The sequence below is a fragment of the Phycisphaerae bacterium genome (assembly GCA_024102815.1).
Lineage (GTDB): Bacteria > Planctomycetota > Phycisphaerae > UBA1845 > UBA1845 > JAGFJJ01.
Genome location: JAGFJJ010000018.1, coordinates 1 through 24,498, shown reverse-complemented (window position 1 = coordinate 24,498; position 24,498 = coordinate 1). Strand labels below are relative to the sequence as shown.

General features: G+C 58.9%; 22 protein-coding genes. 16 read left to right on the top strand and 6 right to left on the bottom strand.

Translation table 11 applies throughout. The features are described from left to right. Positions 1-92 precede the first annotated feature (92 nt). From katG to ligD (J5J06_05765), 9 genes are all read left to right on the top strand, one after another. Positions 93-2,273: a catalase/peroxidase HPI gene (gene katG, locus J5J06_05805; protein MCO6436584.1), complete on the top strand. Its 2,181-nt coding sequence runs from the start codon at positions 93-95 to the stop codon at positions 2,271-2,273. Positions 2,274-2,420: 147 nt separating this feature from the next. Continuing rightward, positions 2,421-2,810, top strand: coding sequence for a hypothetical protein (locus tag J5J06_05800; GenBank protein MCO6436583.1), 390 nt, complete (start codon positions 2,421-2,423; stop codon positions 2,808-2,810). Positions 2,811-2,892: 82 nt separating this feature from the next. After that, positions 2,893-4,482 carry a TolC family protein gene (locus J5J06_05795; protein ID MCO6436582.1) on the top strand — a complete coding sequence of 530 codons (1,590 nt, stop codon included), beginning with the start codon at positions 2,893-2,895 and terminating at the stop codon, positions 4,480-4,482. Then, complete coding sequence (locus tag J5J06_05790) at positions 4,482-5,888, top strand: efflux RND transporter periplasmic adaptor subunit (protein MCO6436581.1); 1,407 nt, start codon at positions 4,482-4,484, stop codon at positions 5,886-5,888. The genes J5J06_05795 and J5J06_05790 overlap by 1 nt, the downstream gene beginning before the upstream one ends. 11 nt (positions 5,889-5,899) lie before the next feature. After that, positions 5,900-9,067: an efflux RND transporter permease subunit gene (locus J5J06_05785; GenBank protein MCO6436580.1), complete on the top strand. Its 3,168-nt coding sequence runs from the start codon at positions 5,900-5,902 to the stop codon at positions 9,065-9,067. Positions 9,068-9,096: 29 nt separating this feature from the next. Beyond that, the gene (locus J5J06_05780) at positions 9,097-9,606 is read left to right on the top strand and encodes a hypothetical protein (GenBank protein MCO6436579.1); all 510 of its coding nucleotides are present in this window, start codon (positions 9,097-9,099) and stop codon (positions 9,604-9,606) included. A gap of 213 nt (positions 9,607-9,819) precedes the next feature. After that, complete coding sequence (locus J5J06_05775) at positions 9,820-10,458, top strand: DNA ligase (GenBank protein MCO6436578.1); 639 nt, start codon at positions 9,820-9,822, stop codon at positions 10,456-10,458. Continuing rightward, the gene (gene ligD / locus J5J06_05770; GenBank protein MCO6436577.1) at positions 10,455-11,471 is read left to right on the top strand and encodes a non-homologous end-joining DNA ligase; all 1,017 of its coding nucleotides are present in this window, start codon (positions 10,455-10,457) and stop codon (positions 11,469-11,471) included. Before J5J06_05775 ends, ligD (J5J06_05770) begins: the two co-directional genes overlap by 4 nt. A gap of 5 nt (positions 11,472-11,476) precedes the next feature. After that, positions 11,477-12,379, top strand: coding sequence for a non-homologous end-joining DNA ligase (gene ligD / locus J5J06_05765; protein ID MCO6436576.1), 903 nt, complete (start codon positions 11,477-11,479; stop codon positions 12,377-12,379). A gap of 47 nt (positions 12,380-12,426) precedes the next feature. Here ligD (J5J06_05765) and J5J06_05760 read toward each other — a convergent pair whose 3' ends face one another. The 5 genes from J5J06_05760 to J5J06_05740 all read right to left on the bottom strand — a co-directional run bounded on the left by J5J06_05760 (position 12,427) and on the right by J5J06_05740 (position 15,863). Continuing rightward, entirely contained in the window at positions 12,427-13,599 is a 1,173-nt protein-coding gene (locus tag J5J06_05760) for a permease (GenBank protein MCO6436575.1), read from the bottom strand. Positions 13,600-13,737: 138 nt separating this feature from the next. Next, positions 13,738-13,920 carry a DUF1328 domain-containing protein gene (locus tag J5J06_05755; protein ID MCO6436574.1) on the bottom strand — a complete coding sequence of 61 codons (183 nt, stop codon included), beginning with the start codon at positions 13,918-13,920 and terminating at the stop codon, positions 13,738-13,740. A gap of 170 nt (positions 13,921-14,090) precedes the next feature. After that, entirely contained in the window at positions 14,091-15,107 is a 1,017-nt protein-coding gene (locus J5J06_05750; GenBank protein MCO6436573.1) for a WG repeat-containing protein, read from the bottom strand. A 125-nt stretch (positions 15,108-15,232) separates the two neighbouring features. Then, positions 15,233-15,607 (bottom strand): lipocalin family protein, encoded by a 375-nt coding sequence (locus J5J06_05745; protein ID MCO6436572.1) that lies wholly within the window; start codon positions 15,605-15,607, stop codon positions 15,233-15,235. 58 nt (positions 15,608-15,665) lie between these two features. Then, complete coding sequence (locus J5J06_05740; protein ID MCO6436571.1) at positions 15,666-15,863, bottom strand: CsbD family protein; 198 nt, start codon at positions 15,861-15,863, stop codon at positions 15,666-15,668. A 411-nt stretch (positions 15,864-16,274) separates the two neighbouring features. Between J5J06_05740 and J5J06_05735 the strand changes: the two genes are divergently transcribed. The 6 genes from J5J06_05735 (at position 16,275) to J5J06_05710 (ending at position 22,360) form a co-directional block, all read left to right on the top strand. Further along, positions 16,275-16,775 (top strand): hypothetical protein, encoded by a 501-nt coding sequence (locus tag J5J06_05735; GenBank protein ID MCO6436570.1) that lies wholly within the window; start codon positions 16,275-16,277, stop codon positions 16,773-16,775. 110 nt (positions 16,776-16,885) lie between these two features. Next, on the top strand, positions 16,886-18,991 hold the full coding sequence (locus J5J06_05730; protein MCO6436569.1) for a GAF domain-containing protein: 2,106 nt from the start codon (positions 16,886-16,888) through the stop codon (positions 18,989-18,991). Then, positions 18,984-19,616, top strand: coding sequence for a response regulator transcription factor (locus J5J06_05725; GenBank protein MCO6436568.1), 633 nt, complete (start codon positions 18,984-18,986; stop codon positions 19,614-19,616). The genes J5J06_05730 and J5J06_05725 overlap by 8 nt, the downstream gene beginning before the upstream one ends. 97 nt (positions 19,617-19,713) lie before the next feature. Next, complete coding sequence (locus J5J06_05720; protein MCO6436567.1) at positions 19,714-20,403, top strand: response regulator transcription factor; 690 nt, start codon at positions 19,714-19,716, stop codon at positions 20,401-20,403. A gap of 89 nt (positions 20,404-20,492) precedes the next feature. Then, positions 20,493-20,690: a hypothetical protein gene (locus tag J5J06_05715; protein MCO6436566.1), complete on the top strand. Its 198-nt coding sequence runs from the start codon at positions 20,493-20,495 to the stop codon at positions 20,688-20,690. 128 nt (positions 20,691-20,818) lie between these two features. After that, complete coding sequence (locus J5J06_05710; GenBank protein MCO6436565.1) at positions 20,819-22,360, top strand: BON domain-containing protein; 1,542 nt, start codon at positions 20,819-20,821, stop codon at positions 22,358-22,360. A 52-nt stretch (positions 22,361-22,412) separates the two neighbouring features. Here J5J06_05710 and J5J06_05705 read toward each other — a convergent pair whose 3' ends face one another. Next, the gene (locus tag J5J06_05705) at positions 22,413-23,483 is read right to left on the bottom strand and encodes an NAD(P)-dependent oxidoreductase (GenBank protein MCO6436564.1); all 1,071 of its coding nucleotides are present in this window, start codon (positions 23,481-23,483) and stop codon (positions 22,413-22,415) included. 303 nt (positions 23,484-23,786) lie between these two features. On the opposite strand from J5J06_05705, the gene J5J06_05700 reads away from it, so the two are divergent. Continuing rightward, the gene (locus J5J06_05700; protein MCO6436563.1) at positions 23,787-24,218 is read left to right on the top strand and encodes a CBS domain-containing protein; all 432 of its coding nucleotides are present in this window, start codon (positions 23,787-23,789) and stop codon (positions 24,216-24,218) included. Positions 24,219-24,498: the final 280 nt, after the last annotated feature.

The following is a 24,498-nucleotide window of genomic DNA, read 5'->3' as shown; positions in this document are numbered from 1 at the left end:
GGTTCGTCGCGCTGGCGCTGAGTCTTGGGATGGGTGCGGCAGCGGTTCAATCCACCTTCGCGTCACCGGGCGGGGCCGGAAAATGTCCGGTGATGGGCGAGCAGGCCGGTCCCAACCGGCATACGGCCGCGGGGGCCATGTCCATTCAGGACTGGTGGCCGAATCAGCTTAACCTCAAGATCCTTCACCAGAATTCCGTGAAGAGCAATCCGCTGGGAAGCGACTTCAACTACGCCGAAGAGTTCAAGAAACTCGACCTGGAGGCCGTGAAGAAGGACCTCAGGGCGCTGATGACCGATTCGCAAGACTGGTGGCCGGCGGATTACGGGCACTACGGACCCTTGTTCATTCGAATGGCCTGGCACAGTGCGGGCACTTACCGCCTGGGCGATGGGCGCGGAGGCGCGGGTTACGGCACTCAGCGTTTCGCACCGCTCAACAGTTGGCCGGATAACGCCAACCTCGACAAGGCCCGCCGTTTGCTTTGGCCGATCAAGCAGAAATACGGCAACGCGATATCGTGGGCGGACCTGATGGTGCTGACCGGAAACGTGGCCCTCGAGTCGATGGGATTCAAGACGCTCGGGTTTGCCGGAGGCCGTGAAGACGTCTGGGAGCCGCAGGAGGACATCTACTGGGGATCGGAGAGCGTGTGGCTGGGGGACAAGCGTTACTCCGGTGACCGCGATCTCGAGAATCCGCTTGCCGCCGTACAGATGGGGCTGATCTACGTGAATCCTGAAGGACCGAATGGAAACCCCGACCCGGTCGCTTCGGCGCGTGACGTCCGGGAGACGTTCGGGCGCATGGCCATGAACGATGAGGAGACGGTTGCCCTGATCGCCGGCGGGCACACGTTCGGGAAGTGCCACGGCGCAGGTGATGCGTCGCTGGTAGGTCCGGATCCAGAGGCCGCTCCCGTTGAGGAACAGGGTCTGGGCTGGAAGAGCCGCCATGGAAGCGGAAAAGCCGGCGACACGATTACCAGCGGAATCGAGGGTGCATGGAAAAAGAACCCGACCAAGTGGGACATGGGCTATCTGAAGACGCTATTCAAGTACGAATGGGAGTTGGTGAAAAGCCCGGCCGGCGCGCATCAGTGGCTGGCCAAGGATGTACCTCCGGATGGCATGGTGGTTGATGCCCATGATCCGTCGGAGAAGCACCGGCCGATGATGACCACCGCCGACCTGGCGCTGCGATTCGATCCGGTCTACGAACGGATTGCCCGGCGCTACATGGAGAACCCCGATGAGTTCGCGGATGCCTTTGCCAGGGCTTGGTTCAAGCTTACCCACCGGGACATGGGTCCGCGCTCGCGTTATCTCGGTCCGGAGGTTCCAGACGAGGTCATGATCTGGCAGGACCCCGTTCCCGAAGTTGATCATGCGCTGGTCGACGCACGGGACTTGGCGGCCCTCAAGAAGCAGATTCTGAATTCAGGATTGTCCACATCGGAACTTGTCTCCACGGCCTGGGCATCGGCGTCGACGTTCCGCGGAACCGACAAGCGGGGAGGAGCGAACGGAGCACGGATCCGCCTCGCGCCGCAAAAGAACTGGGAGGTCAACCAACCGGACCAACTCGCCAAGGTCCTGAGGAAGCTGGAGAGTATCCAGAAGGAGTTCAATAGCGCGCAGTCCGGCGGCAAGAGCGTCTCCCTCGCCGATCTGATCGTGCTGGGCGGGTGCGCGGGTGTCGAGGAAGCGGCAAGGAAGGCCGGCCATGAGGTTGAGGTTCTCTTTTCGCCGGGACGCACGGACGCATCGCAGGAAATGACGGACGCGGCCTCATTCGCAGTGCTCGAGCCGAAGGTGGACGGATTTCGTAACTTTGTCGGTGCCCAGCTCGATCGACCGGCGGAAGAGTGGCTGATCGATCGAGCGCACCTTCTCACGCTCACGGCTCCCGAGATGACCGCGCTCATCGGCGGGATGCGGGTTCTGGGTACGAACGTCGGAGACCCCGAATTGGGGGTCTTTACGAAGCAACCGGGGTACCTTACGAACGACTTCTTCATCAATCTGCTGGACATGGGCACGGTCTGGAACAAGTCTTCCAACTGCGAGTTTCATTTCGAAGGACGGGATCGCAAGACGGGTGAGCTCAAATGGAAGGCAAGTTCGGTCGATCTCGTGTTTGGTTCGAATTCGCAACTTCGCGCCGTCGCGGAAGTCTATGCCAGCGCTGACGGCCAGAAGCGGTTCGTCCATGACTTCGTCGCGGTCTGGAGCAAAGTGATGAACCTGGATCGTTTTGACCTGGCCGGCTGACCTGAACGTAAAAGGCGTGGAATCCAAGCCGAGTTTCGGGGCCCGTTCGGAGGATTCTCCGAGCGGGCCCGATATTCGGCGCATCATTACCGCGGTGTTGCGCGGAGGCGGTTGACCGGCATCGGTCCTTTCGTCGATGATGGGGGTATGGGTCGGAACTGCGCCGCAATTGTGCTCACCGCGTGGGCCCTCTGGGTCATGCCCGTCTTGTGCGTGGCACACGTGTTGGGACATCCCTGCGCGTTGGAGGGCGATTGTGGGGATTCCGAGAACCATCATTCGCACCACGATCATCCAATTTCTCCGGTCAAGAGCGGGTGCGGGCACGAGTCCGGTTGCGAATCGGACCCCTGCCGCGTCGCCGTCGTCCACTGGAACACGTCGAGCAGCGGCGCATCGCCTTCTCCGTTGCCCCACGTGCTCGTGGAATATACCGACCATTATCGCTTTGCGCCGCCGGCCGGATGGTATCCTGACGGCACCAGGCGAGGCCTGCAGATTCCCGTTCATCTGAGCGATCTGCCCCTCCAGATCTGATCATTCCTTGGTTCACGACGCCGCTGGTGTGCTGCGTCGCGCGCAGCGTTGAAGAGGTAAACAGCTACCCGCAGCGGTTTGTATGGCGCTGAGCCCGGCGTTCATCGAGGACGTCCGCGCAGGCTCCAGCTTGCGGCTCGCTTTCTGTCGGTTGACCCTGAATCTGCCACTCGAGGACCACGCCATGGGATGGAGATGCGTCTCTATCGGCGCCATCGTATTGGTGTTCAGCGTCGGGTGCCGGTCGTACCAGCGCCGGCCGCTGGAACTGCGCGAATACGCTCGTCAATGGTCGGCGCGTCCTCTGGATCTGAAGTCGATCCAGAGCTACGCGGCATCACTCGCGGATCCGACGGCGCCAGGAATGTTCGACAGCAGTGACGGTCTTTCGCTTCCCGAGGCCGAGGCCGTCGCATTGCATTTCAATCCGCAACTTCGCCTGGCCCGGGCTGTGGCGGGGATTCCCCTCGCGAGTGCGAGAGAAGCGGGGTGGTGGCCCGATCCTCAGTTCGAGGCCGAAGTTCTCCGCTTCGTCAACCGAGGAGATCGAGCGGGGTACAAGCTCAGCGGTCCGACCATTGACGGCGTGAACGCCGGCGGGCTCGAGGCGACGCCCATCGGCCTGCGAAGGAAAGAAGGCAACTATATTGATGACCCTTGGATCGTGGGCGCCGGCCTGAACATCACCATCCCGATATCCGGACGGGTCGCGGCCGAGAAGGACCTTCGATGGTCGCAGTACAGCGCGGCGTGGCGGCAGATCCTCGTGAAAGAGTGGGAGCTGCGGACGGAGCTTCGCGGCGCCTGGCTCACGTGGTCTACGTCGCAAGAGCGGCTGGCCATCGCACGAGAGTACATCGGGCAACTTGAAACGATCGCCCGCATGGCAGGACAACTGCTCGCTGCGGGCGAGATGAAGCCAACCGAGAGCCGATTGCTCCAAATCGAACTGGCACATCGGGAGGCGGACATCCTCGCCTTCGAGCGAGAAGAAGAGCAACATCGACTGGCGTTGCTAGCGCTGATGGGACTTGCTCCCGAATCACCCGTCGTGCTTCAGCCCGCGCTTACCCTCAACAGCCCCGCTCCTGAAGCTGGCAATAGCACGGATGAACTCGTCAAGCGTCATCCAAGAATTCTCTCCGCAGAGGCAGAATACGAGTCGGCGGAAAGACAACTTCGGCTGGAGATTCGACGACAGTATCCGGATCTGGACATCGGGCCGAGCTATTCGCTGGAGGAGGGATTCACACGATTCGGATTGGGGTTTGGTCTGGCCATTCCATTGTGGAACCGGAATCGCCAGGCTGTCGCGGAAGCGTTTGCAGCCCGCGAAGCCGCGCGGGTGCAGGCTGAGGCGGTCGTCGAGGCGGCTGTTGCCTCGCTTGCGGAGGTCGAAATGCGCTTGAAGTATGCGTCACGGTATCGGGCGTCGCTTCTCGAGAACGTAGCACCTCTCGTTGAAAGGCAGATTGAGGACGGGCGCACATTGCTCGATCTGGGAGAAGTCGACGTCCTGTTACTCCGGGACGCATTGATCGGATCGCTCGAAACCAAGCTGGAGTTGCTCCAAGCGAGGTTGGCAGAGGAACTTGCCAGGAATGAACTCAACCAAATGCTCAGGCCGCAGTGGTTCACGCTCCCGCAAGCGGAGGGAGAGGAGAACAAGTGATGAATTGGTGGAAGCACCGCAGAGGCAATTGGGCTTGGCTCGCGTTGCTGGCTGCGACGGCATTCGCGCCTTTGGCCGGTTGCGGAAAGTCCGATACGCACCGGGAATCCGGAGATGAGCAGCACGGTGACCATACGCCGGGGAGCACGGACAATCGAATCGATATTCCGGCTACTGTACGCCAGAACCTGGGCATTACGTTCGTAACGGTGGAACGGCGCCCGGTGCGCAGCACGGTGCGCCTGCCCGGGCAATTCGAATTGCGGCCGGAGGCGCGGCATGAATACCACATCATGCTGCCAGGGCGGATCGATCTCCATGTCCGACAGTATGAACACGTGGAGAAGGGACAAGTCCTGTTCAGGCTGGATTCCCCGGAATGGAAGAAGCTCCAAAGCGACCTCGTTTCGGCTCGAAACGCGATGCGGCGGAGCCACGCGGAACTGGCCGTTGCCGAAGCCAGGCTCGCGGAAATCGAGAAGGCTGTCGAGTTCGATGAGCGACGGCTGGGCAATCTGGCGGAGGCCCAGGTTCGCCAGGTCGAGCTGGAGTCAGCGTTGGCGGACAAGCGGAACCGGCTGCCCAGGGTCCGCGCAGAATTGGAGGCCGCCCGCACGGAATTCGACGCGGCTCACGCTCACTACGACGTCATGCTGAGCACGGCCGCCTCTCTTGCGGGCTTGGCGAAGGATTTGCTGGATCCCCACGTCAATGAGCACGGCCACCTCAAGCCCGGTGAGCCGCCCTGGCGGTCGATCGACCGTCTGACAATCCGCGCCGAGGCGCCGGGAATCGTCGACCGTCTGGCCGTGACAAACCAGGGGTGGGCGGAAACGGGTGATCTCGTGCTGGACACGATCGACCCGACCGCGCTTCGATTTCATGGTGACGCGCTCCAGACGGACATCACGCTGTTCTCGAAGGGGCAATCCGCTCGAATCGTTCCCCCCCCGGGCGGAAGCATTGACCTTCAGAGCACGATCGATGGAACCATCGAGATCGGCTTTCAAGCCGATTCAGAACAGCGGACCATCCCGATCTTTGTCGTGCCGGAGAAGCTGCCCCGCTGGGCCAAGCCCGGAGTGACCGCATACCTTGAAGTCTTCACGAACGGCAAAGAGGGTCAGGTTCTGGCAATCCCGGAGGCGGCGGTCGTGCGCGACGGACTTGAAAGGGTCTTCTTTCTGCGCGACCGAAGTGATTCCGGCAAAGTCATCCGAACCGTGGCCGATCTCGGCGACAGCGACCAGCGCTGGGTGGAAGTTCGCAGCGGCGTGATGCTGGGTGATGAAGTCGTACTGGGCGGCGTGTATCCGCTGATGCTTGCAAGCTCGAGCTCTGGCGAAATGCAGGAAGGCGGACATTTTCACGCCGACGGCACGTTTCACGAAAGTGACGACCACTAAGGATAACGATCGTGCTGAAGCGACTAATACAGTTTTCCGTGCAGAACCCCACTCTCGTGATCATCATGGCCGTGCTCGCGCTGGGACTTGCGGCCTACGAAGTTCCGCAGATGGCCGTTGATGTATTTCCGGAGTTGAATGCCCCGACGGTCACGATCATCACGGAGTCACCTGGCTACGCGGCGGACGAGGTTGAGCAGTACATCACGTTTCCGATCGAGAGTTCTGTAAACGGGCTCCCCGGCGTACGACGGGTTCGCAGCGGCAGTGCGATCGGTTTGTCGATCGTGTGGGTCGAGTTCAACTGGGGCGTGGACATCTACCGCGCCCGGTATCTCGTTTCAGAACGCCTGAGCCTGGCCGAGGAACGGTTGCCTCCCGAAGTACACACCGAGATCACACCGGTTACCAGCATTACCGGGGAAATCATGCTGATTTCGCTCAGCTCGCCGGATGGCAGCGTGGGGCCATTGGAGTTGAGGGCATATGGTGAATTCGATCTGCGAAATCGTCTCCTGAGTGTTCCGGGCGTATCCCAGGTGGTGGCTATTGGCGGGGAACTTCCCGAATATCAAATCAACGTCGATCAAGACCGATTGCGTCTCTACGGGCTTACGATCAAGGACGTTGTCGAGGCGGCATCGCAGTCGCACAGCACGGCCGGTGGCGGTTATCTCCTGAATGTCGGCGGCCTGGAGATTCCGCTCCGCCAAACGGGCCGGGTGCGCGGGGTATCCGACATTCAATCAACGATCATACGCTACGCGGAGGGAGTGCCGATCACGATCGGGCGGGTAGCGGAGGTCAAGCTCGCGCCGGCCTTGAAGCGCGGCACGGCCTCGGACGCGGGATCTCCCGCGGTAGTGCTCAGCATTCAGAAGGCCCCCGGAACCAATACGCTGGCCTTGACCCAGGCCGTCGATGCAGCGCTCGATTCGGTCGAAGCGGGACTTCCTGCGGGCGTATCCTTGAATCGCCATATCTTCCGGCAGAGTGATTTCATCAACCTATCGCTCCACAACGTGCTCGAAGTGGCGCGCGACGCGGCAATCATCGTGGCGATCGTGCTTGGGTTATTCCTGTTGAATGTACGCGCCACGATCATCACGCTGACAGCCATTCCCCTGGCGGTCGCGATGGCTTTGCTTGTACTGTGGGGCTGGGGCGAGTCCATCAACGTGATGACGATGGGTGGACTTGCGGTGGCCATCGGCGTCGTCGTCGACGACGGCATCATCTTTGTCGAGAACATCCTTCGCCGCCTGCGTCAGAGAGAATCGGTGTCGGTCAAGGCACAAGGGGAGCGCGGCGCCACCATATACGACGCTTGCGCCGAGCTGCTCAATTCGGTCCTTTTTGCCACGCTGATCATCGTGATCGTTTTTGTACCGATGCTCTTCCTGAGAGGACTCGAAGGGCGGTTCTTTCAGCCACTGGGTACGACGTACATGCTCTCGATCGGTGCGTCGCTGCTCGTGGCCCTGACCGTGACGCCGGCCCTGGCCAAAGTGCTTCTGCGCGGAAAGCTGAGCGACGTCGAGCGTGAGTCCTTCATGACCCGATGGGCAAAGGCCATGTATCGGCCGACCCTCCGTTTTGTTGTTCGATTCCGGAAAGTCACCGTCGGGGCCGCACTCGGTCTTACCGCTTTGAGCGTGTGGCTGGCATCCACCTTCGGGTCGAGTTTTCTGCCTGAGTTCAACGAGGGCACGTTTACCGTGTTTCTCATGGCGCCGCCCGGCACTTCCCTTGAAGAAAGTGACCGTCTCGCGCAGGGCGTGGAGCAGCGGCTTTCGCAGATCGAGGGCGTTCGTTCGGTTGTGCGCCGTACCGGAAGGGCGGAGCGGGATGAGCACGCGGAACCAGTCAGCAACAGCGAAATTGAAGTGACCGTGGCGGCCGGTTACGAGAAATCTGACGTGCGCCTTCATATCGACGAGATCCTGTCGGCGGTACCCGGGATCACAACGACCATTGGCCAGCCGATTGAGCACAGGCTATCGCACATCATGTCGGGCACGCCGGCGGCCATTGCGATCAATGTCTATGGCGAAGACCTGCGCGTGCTGCGGAAGATTGCCCGGGCAATTCAGGAAGCCATCGAGCCGTTGCCGGGAACGCGGGATGTTGCGGCCAACCGGGAGATCATGATTACATCGCTTCCGGTCCAGTACCGCCACGACGAATTGGCTCGATGGGGCCTGACACCCGTTGACGCCGCCGAGCAGGTACGGGATGCGATCTTCGGCGAGACCGTGGCCGTGGTGAATCAAGGCGTGAAGGTATACGACATCGTCGTACGGTTGGCGCCTGAGCACCGCGAGCGGATCCAGCAGGTGAAGGACCTGATGCTCCGCGGACGCAACGGCGCGCTGGTTCGCCTGAGTGAAGTGGCGGACATCGGGATTGAGAAAGCGTCCAATCTGATTTCTCGGGAGAACGCCCAGCGAAAGGCCGTGATATCCTGCAACGTGGCCGAGGGCTTTAATCTGGGTGACCTCGTCGCGCAGGTGCAGGATCGCGTCAACCCGATCGTGGCGGAGCACGGATACTCCGTTTCATTCGGCGGACAGTTTGAAGCCCAGCAGTCGGCTTCTCGAACGCTGTACGTTATGGGCGCGATCGTTTCCGTGATCGTGCTGTTACTGCTGAACATGTCGTTTGGTTCCACCAAAGCAGCCTTGCTCGTAATGGTCAATCTTCCCCTCGCGCTGATTGGCGGGATCGTGGCGATTTTCGTTACTGAGTCGGACAATCTCGTGGGAAACACTGTTGCCTTGTTCGGCTTTGCAGGCCGCTATGAGGCGCCCGTAATCTCCATCGCGAGTATGGTCGGATTTATCACCCTGTTCGGCATTGCCGTACGAAACGGGATCCTGCTCGTCAATCATTACGCCTACTTGATCAAGGAGGAAGGCAAGCCGATTGCGGAAGCCATCATGCAGGGCTCTCAGGAGCGCCTGGTGCCGATCCTCATGACTGCCCTGACGGCCGTTCTGGGGTTGGTGCCCATTGCGTGGGCGGCAGGCGAGCCGGGCAGCGAGATTCTGGCGCCGATGGCGGTTGTCGTGCTTGGTGGATTGGTAAGCTCGACGCTACTCAATCTCGTGGTCGTCCCGGCAGGCTATGCATTGGTCTTCCGCGCACCTGAACTGGAGAGCACTGGGTCGAGCCGTTGACGTTGTGGCCATTGAGAAGGAGGTGTTCGTTGATACGATCAATTCTGGGAATCGGGCTGGGCGTTGCGTCACTTCTTTGCCCGGCGTGTGGGCGCGAAGCCGGGGAGCAAAAGAATCCAGTGCCCGTTGAGGATACGTCGCACGCGGCGGAGGGCGAAGCGGGACATTCGCACGCGATGCACGGCGAAGCGAACGACCACGAAGATCATCCGGAGGTCGACCTCGGCTCGTTCATGATAGGGGACATGAGTGTGGGCTTCGCGCAGGGCCACGGCAAGGTCGAGGCAGGCAAGGAGAGCCATCTTGTGGTGAAACTCCCGTACGACGACAAAGGTGCGACTGTCGTTCGGGGCTGGATCGGAACGAACGATCCCACGCTGTCCTACGTGGGGAAGGGGCAATATGCCGCCGCCCACGGGGACTATGATGTCCACGCAATAGCGCCGGACCCGTTGCCTGAGACGACGATGTGGTGGATCGAGATCGAAAAGCCCGACGGGACACGAACGGTTGGGTCCGTGAAGCCGATACTGGACTGAGACTTGTCCGTTGAAACGTGGGCACTGAATGTCACAGAAATTGCAGAGGATTCGAGAGGCCACCACGTCAGCAATTGTCGAATGGGCAACGATTCCATTGCTGCCGCGGAATCGCGTCACGTCGAGCGGCGCTGGTGACCCTATTTTTAGCGCCAATTCAGCCCCCCTTTAGATGGCCACGCCAAGCTTGTTCCTTTATCGTGTTGACTCGGGATGGGCTATCGGGTGACCAAAAAGAACCGTGACACATTGTCTGCGTACCGGAAGAAGCGGAACAAGAAAAGCACGCCGGAGCCGTTCCCAAAGAAAAAGTCTGGTGGGAGACAACGTCAGCCGATCTTTGTCATACAGAAACACGCTGCGTCAAGACTGCACTACGATTTCCGCCTCGAGGTCGACGGCGTCTTGAAGTCCTGGTCAGTTCCCAAGGGACCATCGACCGATCCGCGACAAAGGCGCCTGGCTGTTATGACCGAGGATCACCCCCGTGAATATGCGTCGTTCGAGGGTGTCATTCCAGAGGGCGAGTATGGGGCGGGCACGGTGCTGATCTGGGACCGGGGAACATATCGCAACATCAAGCAGGGCGACGACGGCAACGCAATTCCCATGAAACGGGCCTTTGCAGACGGGCACGTGGAGATCTGGCTCGACGGCGAGAAGCTTCAGGGCGGTTATGCCCTGACCCGGATCGCCAAGGACAACAAGGAGCGGTGGCTGCTGGCCAAGATGAAGGACAAGAAAGCCGACGGCCGTCGCAAGCCTACGAGCACGCAGCCAAAAAGCGTTGCAAGCGGGCGGACAATGAAGGCCGTTCACAAAGAGGAGAAACGGGGGGCAAACAAAGAATGAGCACTCCGTTGGATCAACTGGACGAATCAGCGAGGCATGCGCTGCGGCGCAGGAAGCAGCCTCAGACGGCGAGCCCGATGCTGGCCACTCTGACACACGACTATTTCTCCGATCCTGACTGGATATTCGAGCGGAAGCTCGACGGAGAGCGCTGCCTGGCGTTTCGGTCAGGCAGGACCGTGAGTCTGAAGAGCCGATACGACGAGGATCTATCCGAAACCTATCCCGAATTGGTCGAAGCACTTCAAGGCGATGGCGGCAGCAACTGGGTTGTCGACGGGGAAGTTGTGGCGTTTAAGGGACGAGTCACGAGCTTCGAGCGTCTCCAGCAGCGTATGAAGATCAGGGATCGGGATGCAGCCCGACAGGCAGCAAAAAGCACTGCGGTCTATTATTACCTTTTCGACCTGTTGTACGTAGACGGATATGATGTTACCGGGCTTGCCTTGCGGGACCGGAAACGGCTGCTGAAGAATTTACTCACCTGGAAGAATCCCATCCGCTATTGCACGCACCGACGCGAGCAGGGGGAGCGGTATCATCGGGTGGCGTGCGAGAGACACTGGGAGGGAGTCATTGCGAAGAGCCTGGATAGCGGCTACGTGCATTCGCGTTCCCGGAATTGGTTGAAGTTCAAATGCACGAATCGCCAGGAATTCGTTATCGGCGGATTCACGGACCCCAAGGGATCGCGATTGGGCTTTGGAGCGCTCTTGCTCGGATATTACGAGAACGGAGACCTCCGTTACGCGGGCATGGTGGGCGCGGGGTTTGATGATGAGACCCTGGAGGAGCTTCACGGGCGACTGAAAGGGCTGGAGGCAAGGAAGCCATCGTACGCCGACCGGGAATTGCCGAGCAAGGGCGTGCATTGGGTCAAACCCAAGCTCGTTGCCGAGGTTGCCTACACGGAGTTGACGCGCAAGAACCGGTTGCGTCATCCGCGTTTTCTGGGCCTGCGTCGCAAGAAGGCCAGGACCGTCGGGCTGGAGCATGATGGGAGTCGGTCGTGAGGAACGTGCGGGTCGGTCGGCGCAGTATTGAGATCTCGAATGCGGACAAGGTCCTTTTCCCTGACGCAGGCCTTACCAAGGGGGATCTGATCGAATACTATCAAAAGATAGGAAGAACCATCTTGCGTTATGCCGAAGGTCGTGCCCTTGTAATGCACCGCTATCCGAACGGCGTTGAAGGCAAGAGCTTCTACCAGAAGAAAACCCCCCATTACTTCCCCGATTGGATTGAGCGAGCCGACATCCGTCTGCAAAAGGGCGGCAGACAGGAATTTGTTGTCGTCTCGAATGTTGCGACTTTGGCGTATCTTGCCGGCCAGGCCTGCATTACTCCGCATATCTGGCTGTCGTACGCCAACAATGTGCACAATCCGGACTTGATGGTTTTCGATCTCGATCCGACTACGAGCGATTTTGCGCAGGTTCGCAAGGCGGGAATCGCTGTACGCGATATGCTTGAGGAACTCGGAGTGACGAGTTTCGTGCAACTGACTGGTTCGCGGGGGTTGCACGTTGTCGTGCCCCTTGATGGAACATCCGATTTCGGCGAGGTCCGCGATTGTGCGTCCGAACTTGCCCGACTTGTGGCGCAACGCCATCAGAAGGAGCTGACCGTCGAGCAGCGCAAGAACAAGCGCGGAAATCGCGTATTCGTGGATTATCTGCGAAATGCGTTCGGACAGACGATCGCAGCGCCCTATGCCGTTCGGGCAAAGCCGCAGGCATCGGTGGCAACCCCGCTCGATTGGGATGAGTTGGAGAACGGCGAAATGGGTCCACGAGACTACACGACTGCGAATATCTTCCGAAGGTTGGGTAGTCGGAGTGACCCGTGGAAGAAGATCCGACGTCACCGCATCGGCCTCAAGCGGTTTCGGAAGAAGCTGGCCGACTTCGCAGACAAATGATGTGCACGACGTTTTCCGTACCTCGACGCATACGACATGTTTGCATCTCAGGCGATTGCGGCGGACGCGATCAATCCGGTCACAAGAACTGCGATAGCCGTTATGCTGACAGTCATTTGGATAGTACCCCTGCGTGGTTTGTGTGCTTTTGGTTCGTGCGAACTGGCGTACTGCCGGTGAAGCACGATCATTACCCCTGCGATGGCCGCAAACGCGAGGTTAAGCCAGAGCGTGTAGTCGACGTCGAAGGCCCTTGCGGAGTCAACGGAAACCGCTGTGGTTTCCGGCGTCAGGCCGGTCGCGGCGAAGCCATAATGCAGCAGCAGTGCGGTGCAGACGATGCTGGCGAACATCACGGCCGCAATGCAGAGGGCGACCTGCCAGCCATAATAACGGGCATTTACACGGACAATGGGCGGCACCATCAAATCCGAGTAGATGAACGCCATGACGCCGGCAAAGGCGGTGCCGCTCCCGGCGAGGACAGTGGCAAGGGGGATGTTTCCCATGGAGCCGATGAAGGTGGCTGCGGCGACAAATGGTCCGACGATTGCGTTTTCCAGCACGATCCAGAAGCTCGGGACAGCATCGTCTGGTACGTTTGTGAGAAAGATGGCCTGCCAGATTCTGTCGGGCACGAGGACCTTTACGAATCCGGCAATCGTGAATCCGGCGAGGATTTCATGCCAGACCATCTTCCATTCCATCACAAAGCGATGTCCGACCATCCGCCAGCCGTGCATGCTCCTGACACGCCGCCACGGATTAAAATTCTCATGCTCACTTTCCGCTTCGTTCTCGACTTTCTCGCGAGCCGTCTGTAGCCAGGTCGACGGATAGGTATATCGAATCAAGACAGCACTGATCGCGATGAGCACGACTCCACCCATCAGTTCGGCCGCAAGGTATTGCCAACCGAGAAAGATGGCGATCAGGATGCCCAGTTCGATGACCAGGTTCGTTGAGGCAAACATGAATGCCACCGCGGCGACAAAGTGTGCCGCCTTCAGGACCAGGGATCGGGCGGCCGATAGGGCGGCAAATGAGCACGAAGACGAAATCGCGCCGAACGCCGTCGCAAGTGAGAGACTCTTCAGGGATGGCGCACCCATATGGCGTGTGAGACGCCTCTTGGGTACAAACGTCTGGATCATTGCACTAACGGCGTATCCAAGGACGAATGCCCAGCCCGCCTTCCAGAAGAAGCCCAGCGCCGTCATTGCCCCCGCGGCCAGGGTAGACCAGAGTTCCTCCAAGCTTGGCTCTCTTTTGAAGAAGGGCGCCCCAAAGGAGGGCGCCCGCAGGTTGTATCATCATGCGTTCCGATGGAGTTTCATCGATCTTGCCGCAGTTAGCGGTCAAAGCGGGGGTCGCGGGGCACGCCCGCGGACCAGTCCACCGATCAATGCGAACAGGAATAGCACAAGGAAAATGAAGAACAATATTTTCGCGATCGAGGCGGCGCCGGCCGCAATGCCGGTGAAGCCGAATATGGCGGCAACGATCGCGATCAAGAAAAATGCAAGTGCCCAACCTAACATGGCATACCTCCCTTGAAGCGGAGTCATCGACTTTCCACTGGATGCACAGTTCCCCTGAATCGACAGGCCGCGCTTTCCGGATTGCGGCCCGCCGCCGCAAGTGGGATCGCAGTGAATCCGCCGCTCTGTCGACGAACACACGGCGACCCACCGGCGCCAAAGAGGCATTTCTAACTCGATGCCTTCCACACGACTTCACCTGATTTATTAATCCAGTTCGCGCGCTCGCCCATGCCGAGCACGCCGCCGACATGCACAAGTGCGAGGCCGTCTCGGAAGGATCCTGCCTCGGAGAATTTCGCATCGATGGTCATTTTTCCGTTTTCATCGATGTAGCCCCACTTGCCGTCAACTTGCACGGCGGCACGGCCGTCGCGGAACGACTTGGCATCACTGTACTTCGCATTGATCACGAAGTTCCCGTTGTCATCGATGTAACCATACTCTCCGCCCATTCCTCCGACTCTGACAAGGGCTCTACCCTGTGAGAAATCGGAAGCCTCGCCGAACTGCGGCGAAATCGTCCATTTGCCGTCCTTGTCGATGTAGCCCCATTTGCCTTCTTTTTCGGCCGGGGCCAGTCCCTCATTGAAGTTGCCGCAATCGGTGTATTGCGGATTGATGACAATCTTACCAGATTCGTCAACGAAGCCGTATTTCTGGCTGAGCACGCCTCCGATTCTTACTCGCGCCAGCCCGCCGGAAAAGCCGGCAGCCTCGTCGAACTGGGGTTTCGCGATCCATTTGCCATCCGTATCAATGAACCCCCACTTGCCATCCTGTTTGACCGGTGCTCGTCCATTCACGAAGTAACCGGCCTCTTCGTAAGCGGGTTTGATGTGGAAATGGCCTTCTTTATCAAGATAACCATATTGTTGCTTTTCTCGGGCGAACGCGAAACCTCCATTGAAGTCACCGGCGTCTCGAAAGCGGGCCTTTATCGCCATCTTGCCATCCGGGCTCACGTACCCCCATTTCCCGTCCATCTGTACGCGGGCCAAACCATCGTGGAAACCGGCGGCTTCGTCGAACTTCGGTGAAATGGCCACTTTCCCGTCGGCGTTGATGAATCCCCATTTACCGTTCTTCTGGACGGGACGAAGCAGGTCCTTTCCCATCATGTTGCCCGCAAACGCCACAGGGGCACACAGGCCAAGGACGGTCATGATTGTCACTACGCGCTTCATGCTACATCGCTCCTTTCAGGATTGACTCTTCGGTGAATCCAGAATCATCGTTGTTTCGTCATCTGTCTGCCCAGGGAATTTTCCCCGGGCTGAATGATTTAGGCCGCAATCGGCCTTACGGTTGATCAGGTGGACCGTTTGTCGAGTACGGCCGTGAGGCGCTGCCCGTTCCAATGGCGGACGAGCATGAGCTGTTTTCCACCGTCCATGACCTTGGCGTCGTAGACATGGCGCTCACCACTCTCCTCCTTCAGCGAAAGGAGGCCATTGTGCATCGTCCATGTTCCGGATACGGTGCGGCTCCCAGTCGGCTCCTTGGCTTCCGCGTAGAACGTGCCGTCCTTTTGAAGTGTCAGGCTGGAGTACGCGAAATCATCCCTCGCGGCCGTGGGATTCACTTTCGCGAGTGACCATTTGCCTTCCATCGTTGCGCACCCTGTCAGAGCACCAACCAAGGCAAGCACGACCATCGGCATCAGAAGCGTTCGAATCGATTTCATGTCATTCTCCTCTCTCTCTTGTTTTCTGATCCGGCAGCGACGCTCTGCGGATTCGGCGTCAGCATGAACCACAGAATTCGTTGATCTCGCGTTCGGCGTCCTCACGAGACTTGCCGTATTTTTCCTGGATTTTCCCGGCCAGCTGTTCGAAACGCCCTTCGATGCGGTTGACATCGTCATCGGTGAGTTTTGACCAGCGTTCCTTGACCCGGCCTTTCATCTGCGTCCAATTGCCCTTTACGGTATCCCAGTTCACTCGCATGCTCCCGCGGGGGCCAACTTATCCGCAACGCCGGCGTCCCCCGCACCGTCGGTCGAAGGGTCAGCGACTGTTGCATCGCTGCATGGAGCAATGATATGACTGAGCTACTGATCGGGGTTTAACAACGCTCTTACGATTGCGACAAGTAGTGCGTTGTGGCCGGAATCTACATCCGGGAATCCCGGAAACGCCGCTTCTGACAACAGATTCAGATGACTTTCAGTTGCTGTTAATCCGTGTCGACTATTCTATTGAAGTGTTCAGGCGGGCAGGGGATCAGGTTCATAGGCATGTCCTGCGCAGAGAGGGAACGGCAAGGGCTACCGGGTGACGAATGACTTGCCGGCGATTCGACGTTTGCCGGTCTGATCCAGGACGCCGGGTTCATAGACTGGAGAAAATTAAATGATCAGGGCGATCTCGCTTTTGGTTGTGGTTACCGCTGTTGCATTTTCCGTTGCATGCGAGCGAGAAAAGGAATCCTCCACCGGTAAAGAGCCCTCAGCAAGCTCATCCACGGCAACGGGTGTCACTGCCGGAGATGTGACGGACAAGGCTGGAGAAGCCGCTTCGGCCGCGGCGGCGTACTCCAAGAAAAAGGCCGAGGAGTTCCGAAGGGAGCTGGAGGACAAGCTTGCCGATCTGGACAAGAAGGTTGACGCCATGAAGGAGCGGGGTTCAGAGTTGTCCGAACAGGCCAAGAAGGAGTGGCAGGAGCAGATGGATGCCGTTGCGGAGCAGCGTAAGGCACTTCGCTCAAAGCTGGATGAGCTTGGGGCTGCATCGGCTGAAGCCTGGGGTGACGTGAAAACCGGCGCTCAGAAGGCATGGAACGACCTTCAGGCCGCGTACAATAAGGCGGCCGAGCGGTTTGGTTCTGAGTCATCCAGCAGCAATTCACCCTGACGGGTGGAAAGACGAGGTTTCAGGAAGACCCGGTTCGTCATATCATTGGGTGGCGGGTTGGCGCCCCCTCCCGGGGTCGAAGCCCGCTTCGCAACCCTCGGCTGGACGCAATGAGCACGCAATTTCATGAGAAGAGTATCCTCCTACTGACAGTTGACGGCGCCGAGAAGGAGGAGCTGCATTCGGCTTTCGATCGTGCCGGCTTCAAGGTCCAGCATTGCGAGAATGTGGAGAGCCTGTGCGCCGGACTTGTCGCCGGCGTGGGACTGGCCGTCGTCGCGCATGAAGCCATCAACAACGAGATGTCAAAGATCGCAAGCGCCCTGGAGGGCCAGGCCGCCTGGTCCGATGTGGCTCTCGTGGTACTGTGCGGCGGGTTCGACTCGCCAGACCATTCGACAATCGGTCCATCCAGCAACTTCACCCTGCTTGAGCGTCCCGTCAGCCCTCACAATCTTCTGAGTATCGTCGGGCTGGCCCTCAGGGCTCGAGAGCACCAGTACGGCCGCCGCGACGAGCAGATCGAGCATGCCCACTCCGACCTGTACATGAAAGCGCATGCGGTCCGGATGGGCGAGCGGATCGAGCAGCAGGCCAAGACGCTTCGCCTGATTCGCGACGTGGCGACGGCAGCGAATTTTGCAGATACCGTCGAGGATGCCATTTCTTTTGTGTTGGCGCAGGTGTGCGAATTCAATGGCTGGGTCTGCGGGGCGGCTTATCTGCCGTCGCTTGATGACTCCAGCTTGCTGATTCCAATTGACGCCTCGTACGAGCACGATCAAGGGCGATTTCGACCCTTGCTCGAGGAAACGCTGACGCTGCAATTCAAGCGCGGAAAGGGTCTGCCCGGGCGCGTTTTCGCCAGTGGTCAGCCGGAATGGACGCGCGGGATCGAGAAAGAGATGTCCGGTCGGCGGAAAGAACTGGGCGAACAGTTGGGAATTCACACGGCGGCGGCCTTTCCGATACTTGCCGGATCAGAAGTCATTGGTGTGCTGGAGTTTCTCTCACAGACGAGGAAGGATCCGACCCTCGAGCAGCTGGATGTGATGGCGAGTATCGGTACCCAATTGGGGCGAGTCTTGGAACGCGATCGACTGGATCGAGCGTTGCGTGACAGCGTACGCCTGGTTCAGAAAATCGCTGATACGGCACCGACGATGATCCGTATTCTGGACACGGAGGAGCAGCGTTATTGGTTTGTAAACAGGCAAATGGCCCAGTTCTTCGGGATGAACGTCGACAAACTCCTGTCCAAGAATCGCGCGGTGTTTCTGGACGCCGTATCCCCTGAAGACCAGAAGCTCGTGGATGAGGCAATGGAAAAGGTGCTTCATCGGACCGATGGAGTGCCGGTGACGTGGCGGGTTCGTGTACGAAACGCGGCGGGTGAATGGCGCTGGCTGCGCACTTGGAGCGTTCTCTTTGCGCAGCATGAGAGTGGCTCAGCGCGTCATATTCTCAACATTTCCATGGACGTCACGCAGCACGTGGAAAGTGAAGAGCGGCTTCGTCAGACCGAGCGGCTTACGTCGATCGGCATTCTGGCCGCCGGCATTGCCCATGAGATCAACAATCCGCTGGCGTCGGTTGTCATGACGGCGCAGTTGCTTCGAAAGCGAAACCCGGGCGACGAGACCGACCGGATGCTGGGAAATATCATCGAGGACGCCAAGCGGTGCGGGCGTATCGTGCGAAACGTCCAGCGGTTTGCGCGCCAGGAGCCGTCCCATCGCGAGCCGCTGGACCTTAACAGCGTGGTGAAGGCCGCCATTCAGCTCAGCACATCGGAACGCAATTACGCGGGAATCGGCTTGAAGGTCGACTTGAGCGAGCCGCTGCCGGCGATTGAGGGGGACGCCGCGGAGCTGGAACAGGTCGTGCTCAATCTCGTTTCCAATGCCTGTCACGCCAGCGCGCGCGGACAGGAGATTCAGGTACGTACGGCTTCCGTAGGGGGGATGGTACAATTGGCCGTGCAGGACGAAGGCCAGGGCATGGCGCCTGACGTGAAGCGACACGTCTTTGATCCGTTCTACACGACCCGGGGGTCGCAGGGAGGAACGGGGCTGGGGCTGAGCATTGTGCACGGTATAGTCGAGGAGCACGGGGGGAGAATTGATATTGACAGCGAGGTCGGCCGGGGGACGACCGTGCGAGTGAGCTTCCCGGTTGCCGAAGGTGGATCCGACGGAACAGCCGACCATGAATAATCCGCCGACGGTGTTTATCGTTGACGACGACGCGTCCATCCGTCGCGTTCTCGCGCAGCTGTTCGAGCATGAGCGTATTCCCGCCGAGACGTTCGAGTCGGCGCAGGATTTTCTTGACCGGGCCGATCCTGATCGGCCCGGTTGCCTGCTTCTGGATGTGCGCATGTCGGGTGCGAGCGGGCTCGAACTGCAAGCCACGCTGGCGGAGCGGAGTCTGACAATACCCATCATCTTCATGTCGGCTTACGCGGATGTGCCTACAACCGTTCGGGCCATGAAGGCAGGCGCGCTGGACTTTGTCGAGAAACCATTCAACGAGCAGCTCTTGCTGGAGGCCGTGCATCGGGCGCTACGAGAGGATCAGGAGTTCCGCCGGTCGCGGACTCGCAAGGAAGAAGTCGAGCGGCGGTTGCGTTCGCTCACCCGGCGCGAGCGAGAAGTGCTCTCACAAGTGGTCTCAGGCAAGACCAACCGCGAGATCGCCGAGCTGTGGAACATCAGCGAAAAGACGATCAAGGTGCATCGCGGACGGGTGATGCAGAAGATGCAGGCTAATTCCCTCGCACAGCTTGTATTGTTGGCGCAACTTGTCGGAATGGATACGACCAAAGTCGTACTCGACTAGTCCAGCCGTCCAATTGCCAATGCCTCCAGTTTGCCCTTATATCCGTTTAGTTGTTCGTCATCGTTGATTCAGCACGATTCCTTCGGGAGAGATTTCCATGCGCATCCTGGTTATTGAAGACAATGAACGTCTTGCGGAGTTGCTCAAGAAAGGGCTGGAAGAGCAAGGGTATGCAGTGGATACGACACCATCCGGACGCGAAGGCGAAGAGCTTGCCGTGCGGGAGCGGTATGACGTCATTATCCTCGACCTGATGCTGCCGGATCACGACGGCGTCCAAGTCGCAAGGGAGCTGCGTCGCCGAAAGGTCTCGACGCCGACACTGATGCTGACGGCGCTCGCTTCCACGGCGGATAAGGTTTCGGGATTGGACGCCGGTGCGGACGACTATCTGACCAAGCCCTTCGATTTTGACGAGTTGATCGCGCGCGTACGCGCACTTCTGCGCCGCGGGCAGTCGTCCGAAGGCGCATCGCTACGCTTTCAGGATATTGAAATGGATCTGGTCCGGCGCAAGGTCATGCGCGACGGCAAGCGCGTCGACCTGACCACGAAGGAATTCGCGCTCCTGGAGTATTTCATGCGGAATCCCGAGCGCGTTCTGACCCGTACGAACATCGGCGAGCGCGTTTGGGACTTGCTGTTCCAGGACGAAAGCAACGTGATCGAGGTCTACGTTTCCCGGTTGCGCAGCAAGATTGACAAGGGCTTTGAACCCAAGCTGATTCATACCGTCGTGGGTACAGGGTACGTGCTCAGTGCGGAGCGAAGCATGGTACCGGCCTGATGCGTCCCGGATGGACTCTCCGGGGCCGATGTCGTGCCCATTCACGAGTACTGTAAACCTCGGACAACATGAGAGGTAGGTGCGTTTCCATGGCCGAAACGACTGAACGCGCGAAACGTACTGAATTACTGAACAGACTCGACGATTTGCGTCACATGCTGGCAGAAATTCCGGACAAAGACCGCCAGGCACTGCGACACGAAATCGAGAGAGTGGAACAGCAGCTGGCCGATCTGAGCATCGACCAGCATAATCGTTCGAGTATGGAAGGAGGCAGCGAAGCCTGACGGGCGGCAACTCCGAGCCTCGATCCGATGACCATCTGTTCGGAAGAGGTTCAGGTTTTTTTTAAGTTCGCATGGCAAACTCTCATGTTGGATGCCCTGGAATCTCGCATCATTTAAAGGAAATCAACATGAGACGAACACACGACGTACTTCGATTCTTCTTCTGTGCCACCGCCGGTTCGCTGGTAGCGAACTTGATGATTGCTCCGATCCCTGCCCTTGCAGCTGAACCTGTCGTCAATGACAAGAACGTGTGCAACGCCGTCGAAGATGCCCTGTTCTTTGACGAGGGGGTATCGTTCGACCGCATCGATATCGCGTGCGCGGATGGTATCGTTACCCTTTCGGGCACCGTGAACAACTGTCTGGCGAAGCGACGTGCCGAGCGTTTAGCGGAGACGATCAAGGGGGTGCGAGCGATTGTCAATCGCATTACGGTCAAGCCTACGTCGCAACGGTCACCTGAAGAAATAGAAAGGAATGTCAAGGCGGCGCTCCTGGCAGATGCGGCGACCGATTCATACCAAGTTGGCGTCGCCGCGACGCCGAACGGGGTCGTGAGGTTGACCGGTACGACCGAGTCGTGGAGAGAAAAACAGCTTGCGGAAAAGGTGGCGGCTGGCGTCGCTGGAGTAACTGATGTCGAGAATGCGATCGACGTGGACTATAAAACGGAGCGATCAGACCAAGAAATCAAGGCGGAGGTCGCCCGGACCCTTGAGTGGAACGCGTTGGTCGACAGCACAATAATCGACGTTGCGGTGGATAACGGCATTGTGAGGTTAACAGGGACGGTGGGCAGTGCGGCCGAGAAACGCCAGGCGCGCTATGACGCATGGGTAGCGGGGGTCAGGAAAGTCGATGACTCCGGCTTGGTCGTGCGCGATTGGGCTGAGAACCCCAATCGTCGCGAGACGGCCTTTGTGGCCAAGTCGCCCGAGGACATACGCCAAGCGGTGCGCGACGCGATTCTCTATGATCCCCGCGTGACCTCCGGCGACGTAAGTCCTCAAGTAAGCGGCAGCATTGTGACGCTCCGGGGAGTCGTCGACAGCCTCATCGCGAAGCGGGCCGCTGCCCAGGACGCCCGCAATACCACCGGTGTCTCCCGCGTCCTGAATCGACTGAAGGTTCGTCCGTCTGCCCACAGAAAGCCGCAGAGTGACAAGCAAATCGCGGACGCGGTGCGCGAAGCCCTCTTGCGGGATCCGTACGTTGACCGATTTGATCTATCGGCTGACGTGATCAACGGGACGCTGTACCTCAGCGGCAACGTGGACTCCTTCTTCGAAAAGGCCCAGGCGGAGAACGCCGCTTCGCACGTGAAGGGCGTGACCGATATCAGCAATGCGCTCGTTGTAACCCGCACCGGACTTCCCGTCATTGACAATCCCTATGTCTATGAGTGGTATGTTTATGATTTTGGATGGTATGATACTCCGGAGCGCATGAACAGGAAGAGCGATCGGGAAATCAAGGAGGATATCGAGGATACGCTTTGGTGGATGACGATGATCGATCCCGAACGTGTGTCCGTGGACGTCACAAATGGCGTCGCTACCCTGACCGGCACGGTCACGAGTTGGCCGGCCCGGAGACAAGCCACTGAGGCAGCACTACGCAGCGGGGCTGTTTTCGTGGACAATGAGCTGCTCCTGCCGAGGAAGTAGAGGCAGGCACGGTTATAGCCATTGTGGGGCGGTCGAGACGCTGTCTCGAGACTTACCCGCCTTCCGACGTCAGTCCGTGTCGCCGATACCAAGCCTCCGGGTCGGTTTTCAGGCTTTCGATCATGGATGGCACGGTCTGCAGGAGCCGTCGTTTCGGGTACCAGTTGATCCGCTCCTGCGCTCGCGAAATATCAAGCTCATAGTGGTCGTCCGCAAGGTCGACCATAAAGGGCTTGATAAAGGGGTCGTCGACTCCGGGCATGTTCTCCTGGAGCCATGCGCCGGACTTGGCAAGCGCCTTGGGGATTTCGCGCGTCTCCCAGTCGGAAACGCCCAGAATCCGTCGGGCAAACTCCTTCTGGAGCTGCCCATATCCGGGCGTCTCCGGTTCGCCGATCAGGATTGGGAATGCATCATTCGGCAGAAGGTGTCTGTTCTTGACCGTTTTGTAAAAGGCCTCGGTTAGGTCGTCAATGTGAACGAAAGCTTGCCCGCAGCGCATATCTCCCGGATAGACCTTGGATGTAAGTCTCTGTTCCCGAATTCGCTGAATCTGATGAGAAAGCGGGAGCGAGTCGCAGACGTCGGTATATGCACCGGCGATTCGAAGCAATACTGCGGGCAGGTTGCCGTGCTCCGCTCGAATGAGCTTTTCGGTCTTCACCTTCGATTGAGGATAAGGCCATTTCGCTTCAAGCGGTCGGTCTTCATTGAATGGCTGTCCCGGCTTCGTAGCACGATGAACAAGCATCGTATTTGAGAAAATGAACTGCTCCGCCGAGATCTCTTGGGCGACGCGTAGGGCCCGCCTGGTTCCTTCCACGGTGATCTTGTCGTAGAGTTCACTGGGATCGCCCGCAAAGTCATAATAGGCCGCCAGCTGGATCACTGCGGCAATTGGGCCCTCGCTACGGGACGCCGCTTCGTGTATGGCGTCATGCACGCGCTCGCCGGAAGTTACGTCGATGGATATGAATTCCGCGCCCTCCGGCAGGTCTTCGGGCGACTTGATGTCCATTGCGAAGACCCGGTATGTTTCCGCAAATCGGTTTGCGAGGTGTGAGCCGATAAGACCAGTGCTGCCCACGATGATGAGGGCCGGCTGGTGCTGTTCGTTTGCCATCGTACATCTCCCTTGCCACTGACGATGTCTTTGCGTTCAGCGGGTTCTTCAAGCGGGTCTGTCTCATGCATGCCTGGTCAGCCAGGCGAGTTCCAGTAGAGCGCTTATTGTGAGGTTGCGATGCCAACGAGAACATGATCACAAGCTTAAGAGCCGTTCATACGCGATAGCGCCGCGAGTGCTGGCAGAGTATGAAATGAATTACTTTTCATACGTGATTCATGTATTGTCGTCTCGATTTGTTCATAATGCCATGCAGACCTTAGAGGAGTGCGTATCGCTGTTTTACGAAAGGAAATTCTCATGCAGGTGAAGGAGACGATGACCAATAGAGTGAAAGCCATCAGTGCAGATGCCACCGTGCGGCAGGCTGCTGAGGAAATGGCCGCAATAAACGTGGGGGTATTGCCAGTGGCCCGCGATCAGATGCTTGTCGGCATGCTCACCGACCGCGATATCACCATCCGCGTGGTCGGACAGGGCTTGGATCCGAACAAAACGCTGGCGGGGGACGCGATGACGAGTGGCGTTCTTACGGTTCGCGAGGATCAGGAAATTGAAGAAGTTGTTCAGGCCATGCGAGAGAAGCAGATTCGCCGCGCACCGGTGCTTGATGCCAACCAACGGCTTGTCGGCATCGTTTCCCTTGGGGACCTCGCCGCCAAAGGGGGCGATCTCGAACTTTCCGGAGCCGCGTTGAAGGGCGTGTCAGAGCCGGCAGAGCCGAATTTGTAAGGGCCAAGGACGTCTGTCCGGGGAGCGGGGCTCGTGCACCGGCGAGCCCCTGACCCGTCTCACGGAAGCAGGCGGCCGTTGGGTCACTCATTGGGAGCGGTGAATGATATAACGTTCTTGATGCCCGAGGCTTCTTTCTTATTGACCATTGAGCGGTTAAATAAAGTGTATTGCTTGAACCGATATTGTCATGCATGAGACCCCCAGGCACAGCGGAGGAGTTGGAGCGGCGTCGCCTGCGAGCCATGACGCTGCTGGACAAAGGAATGCCCGGTGTCGA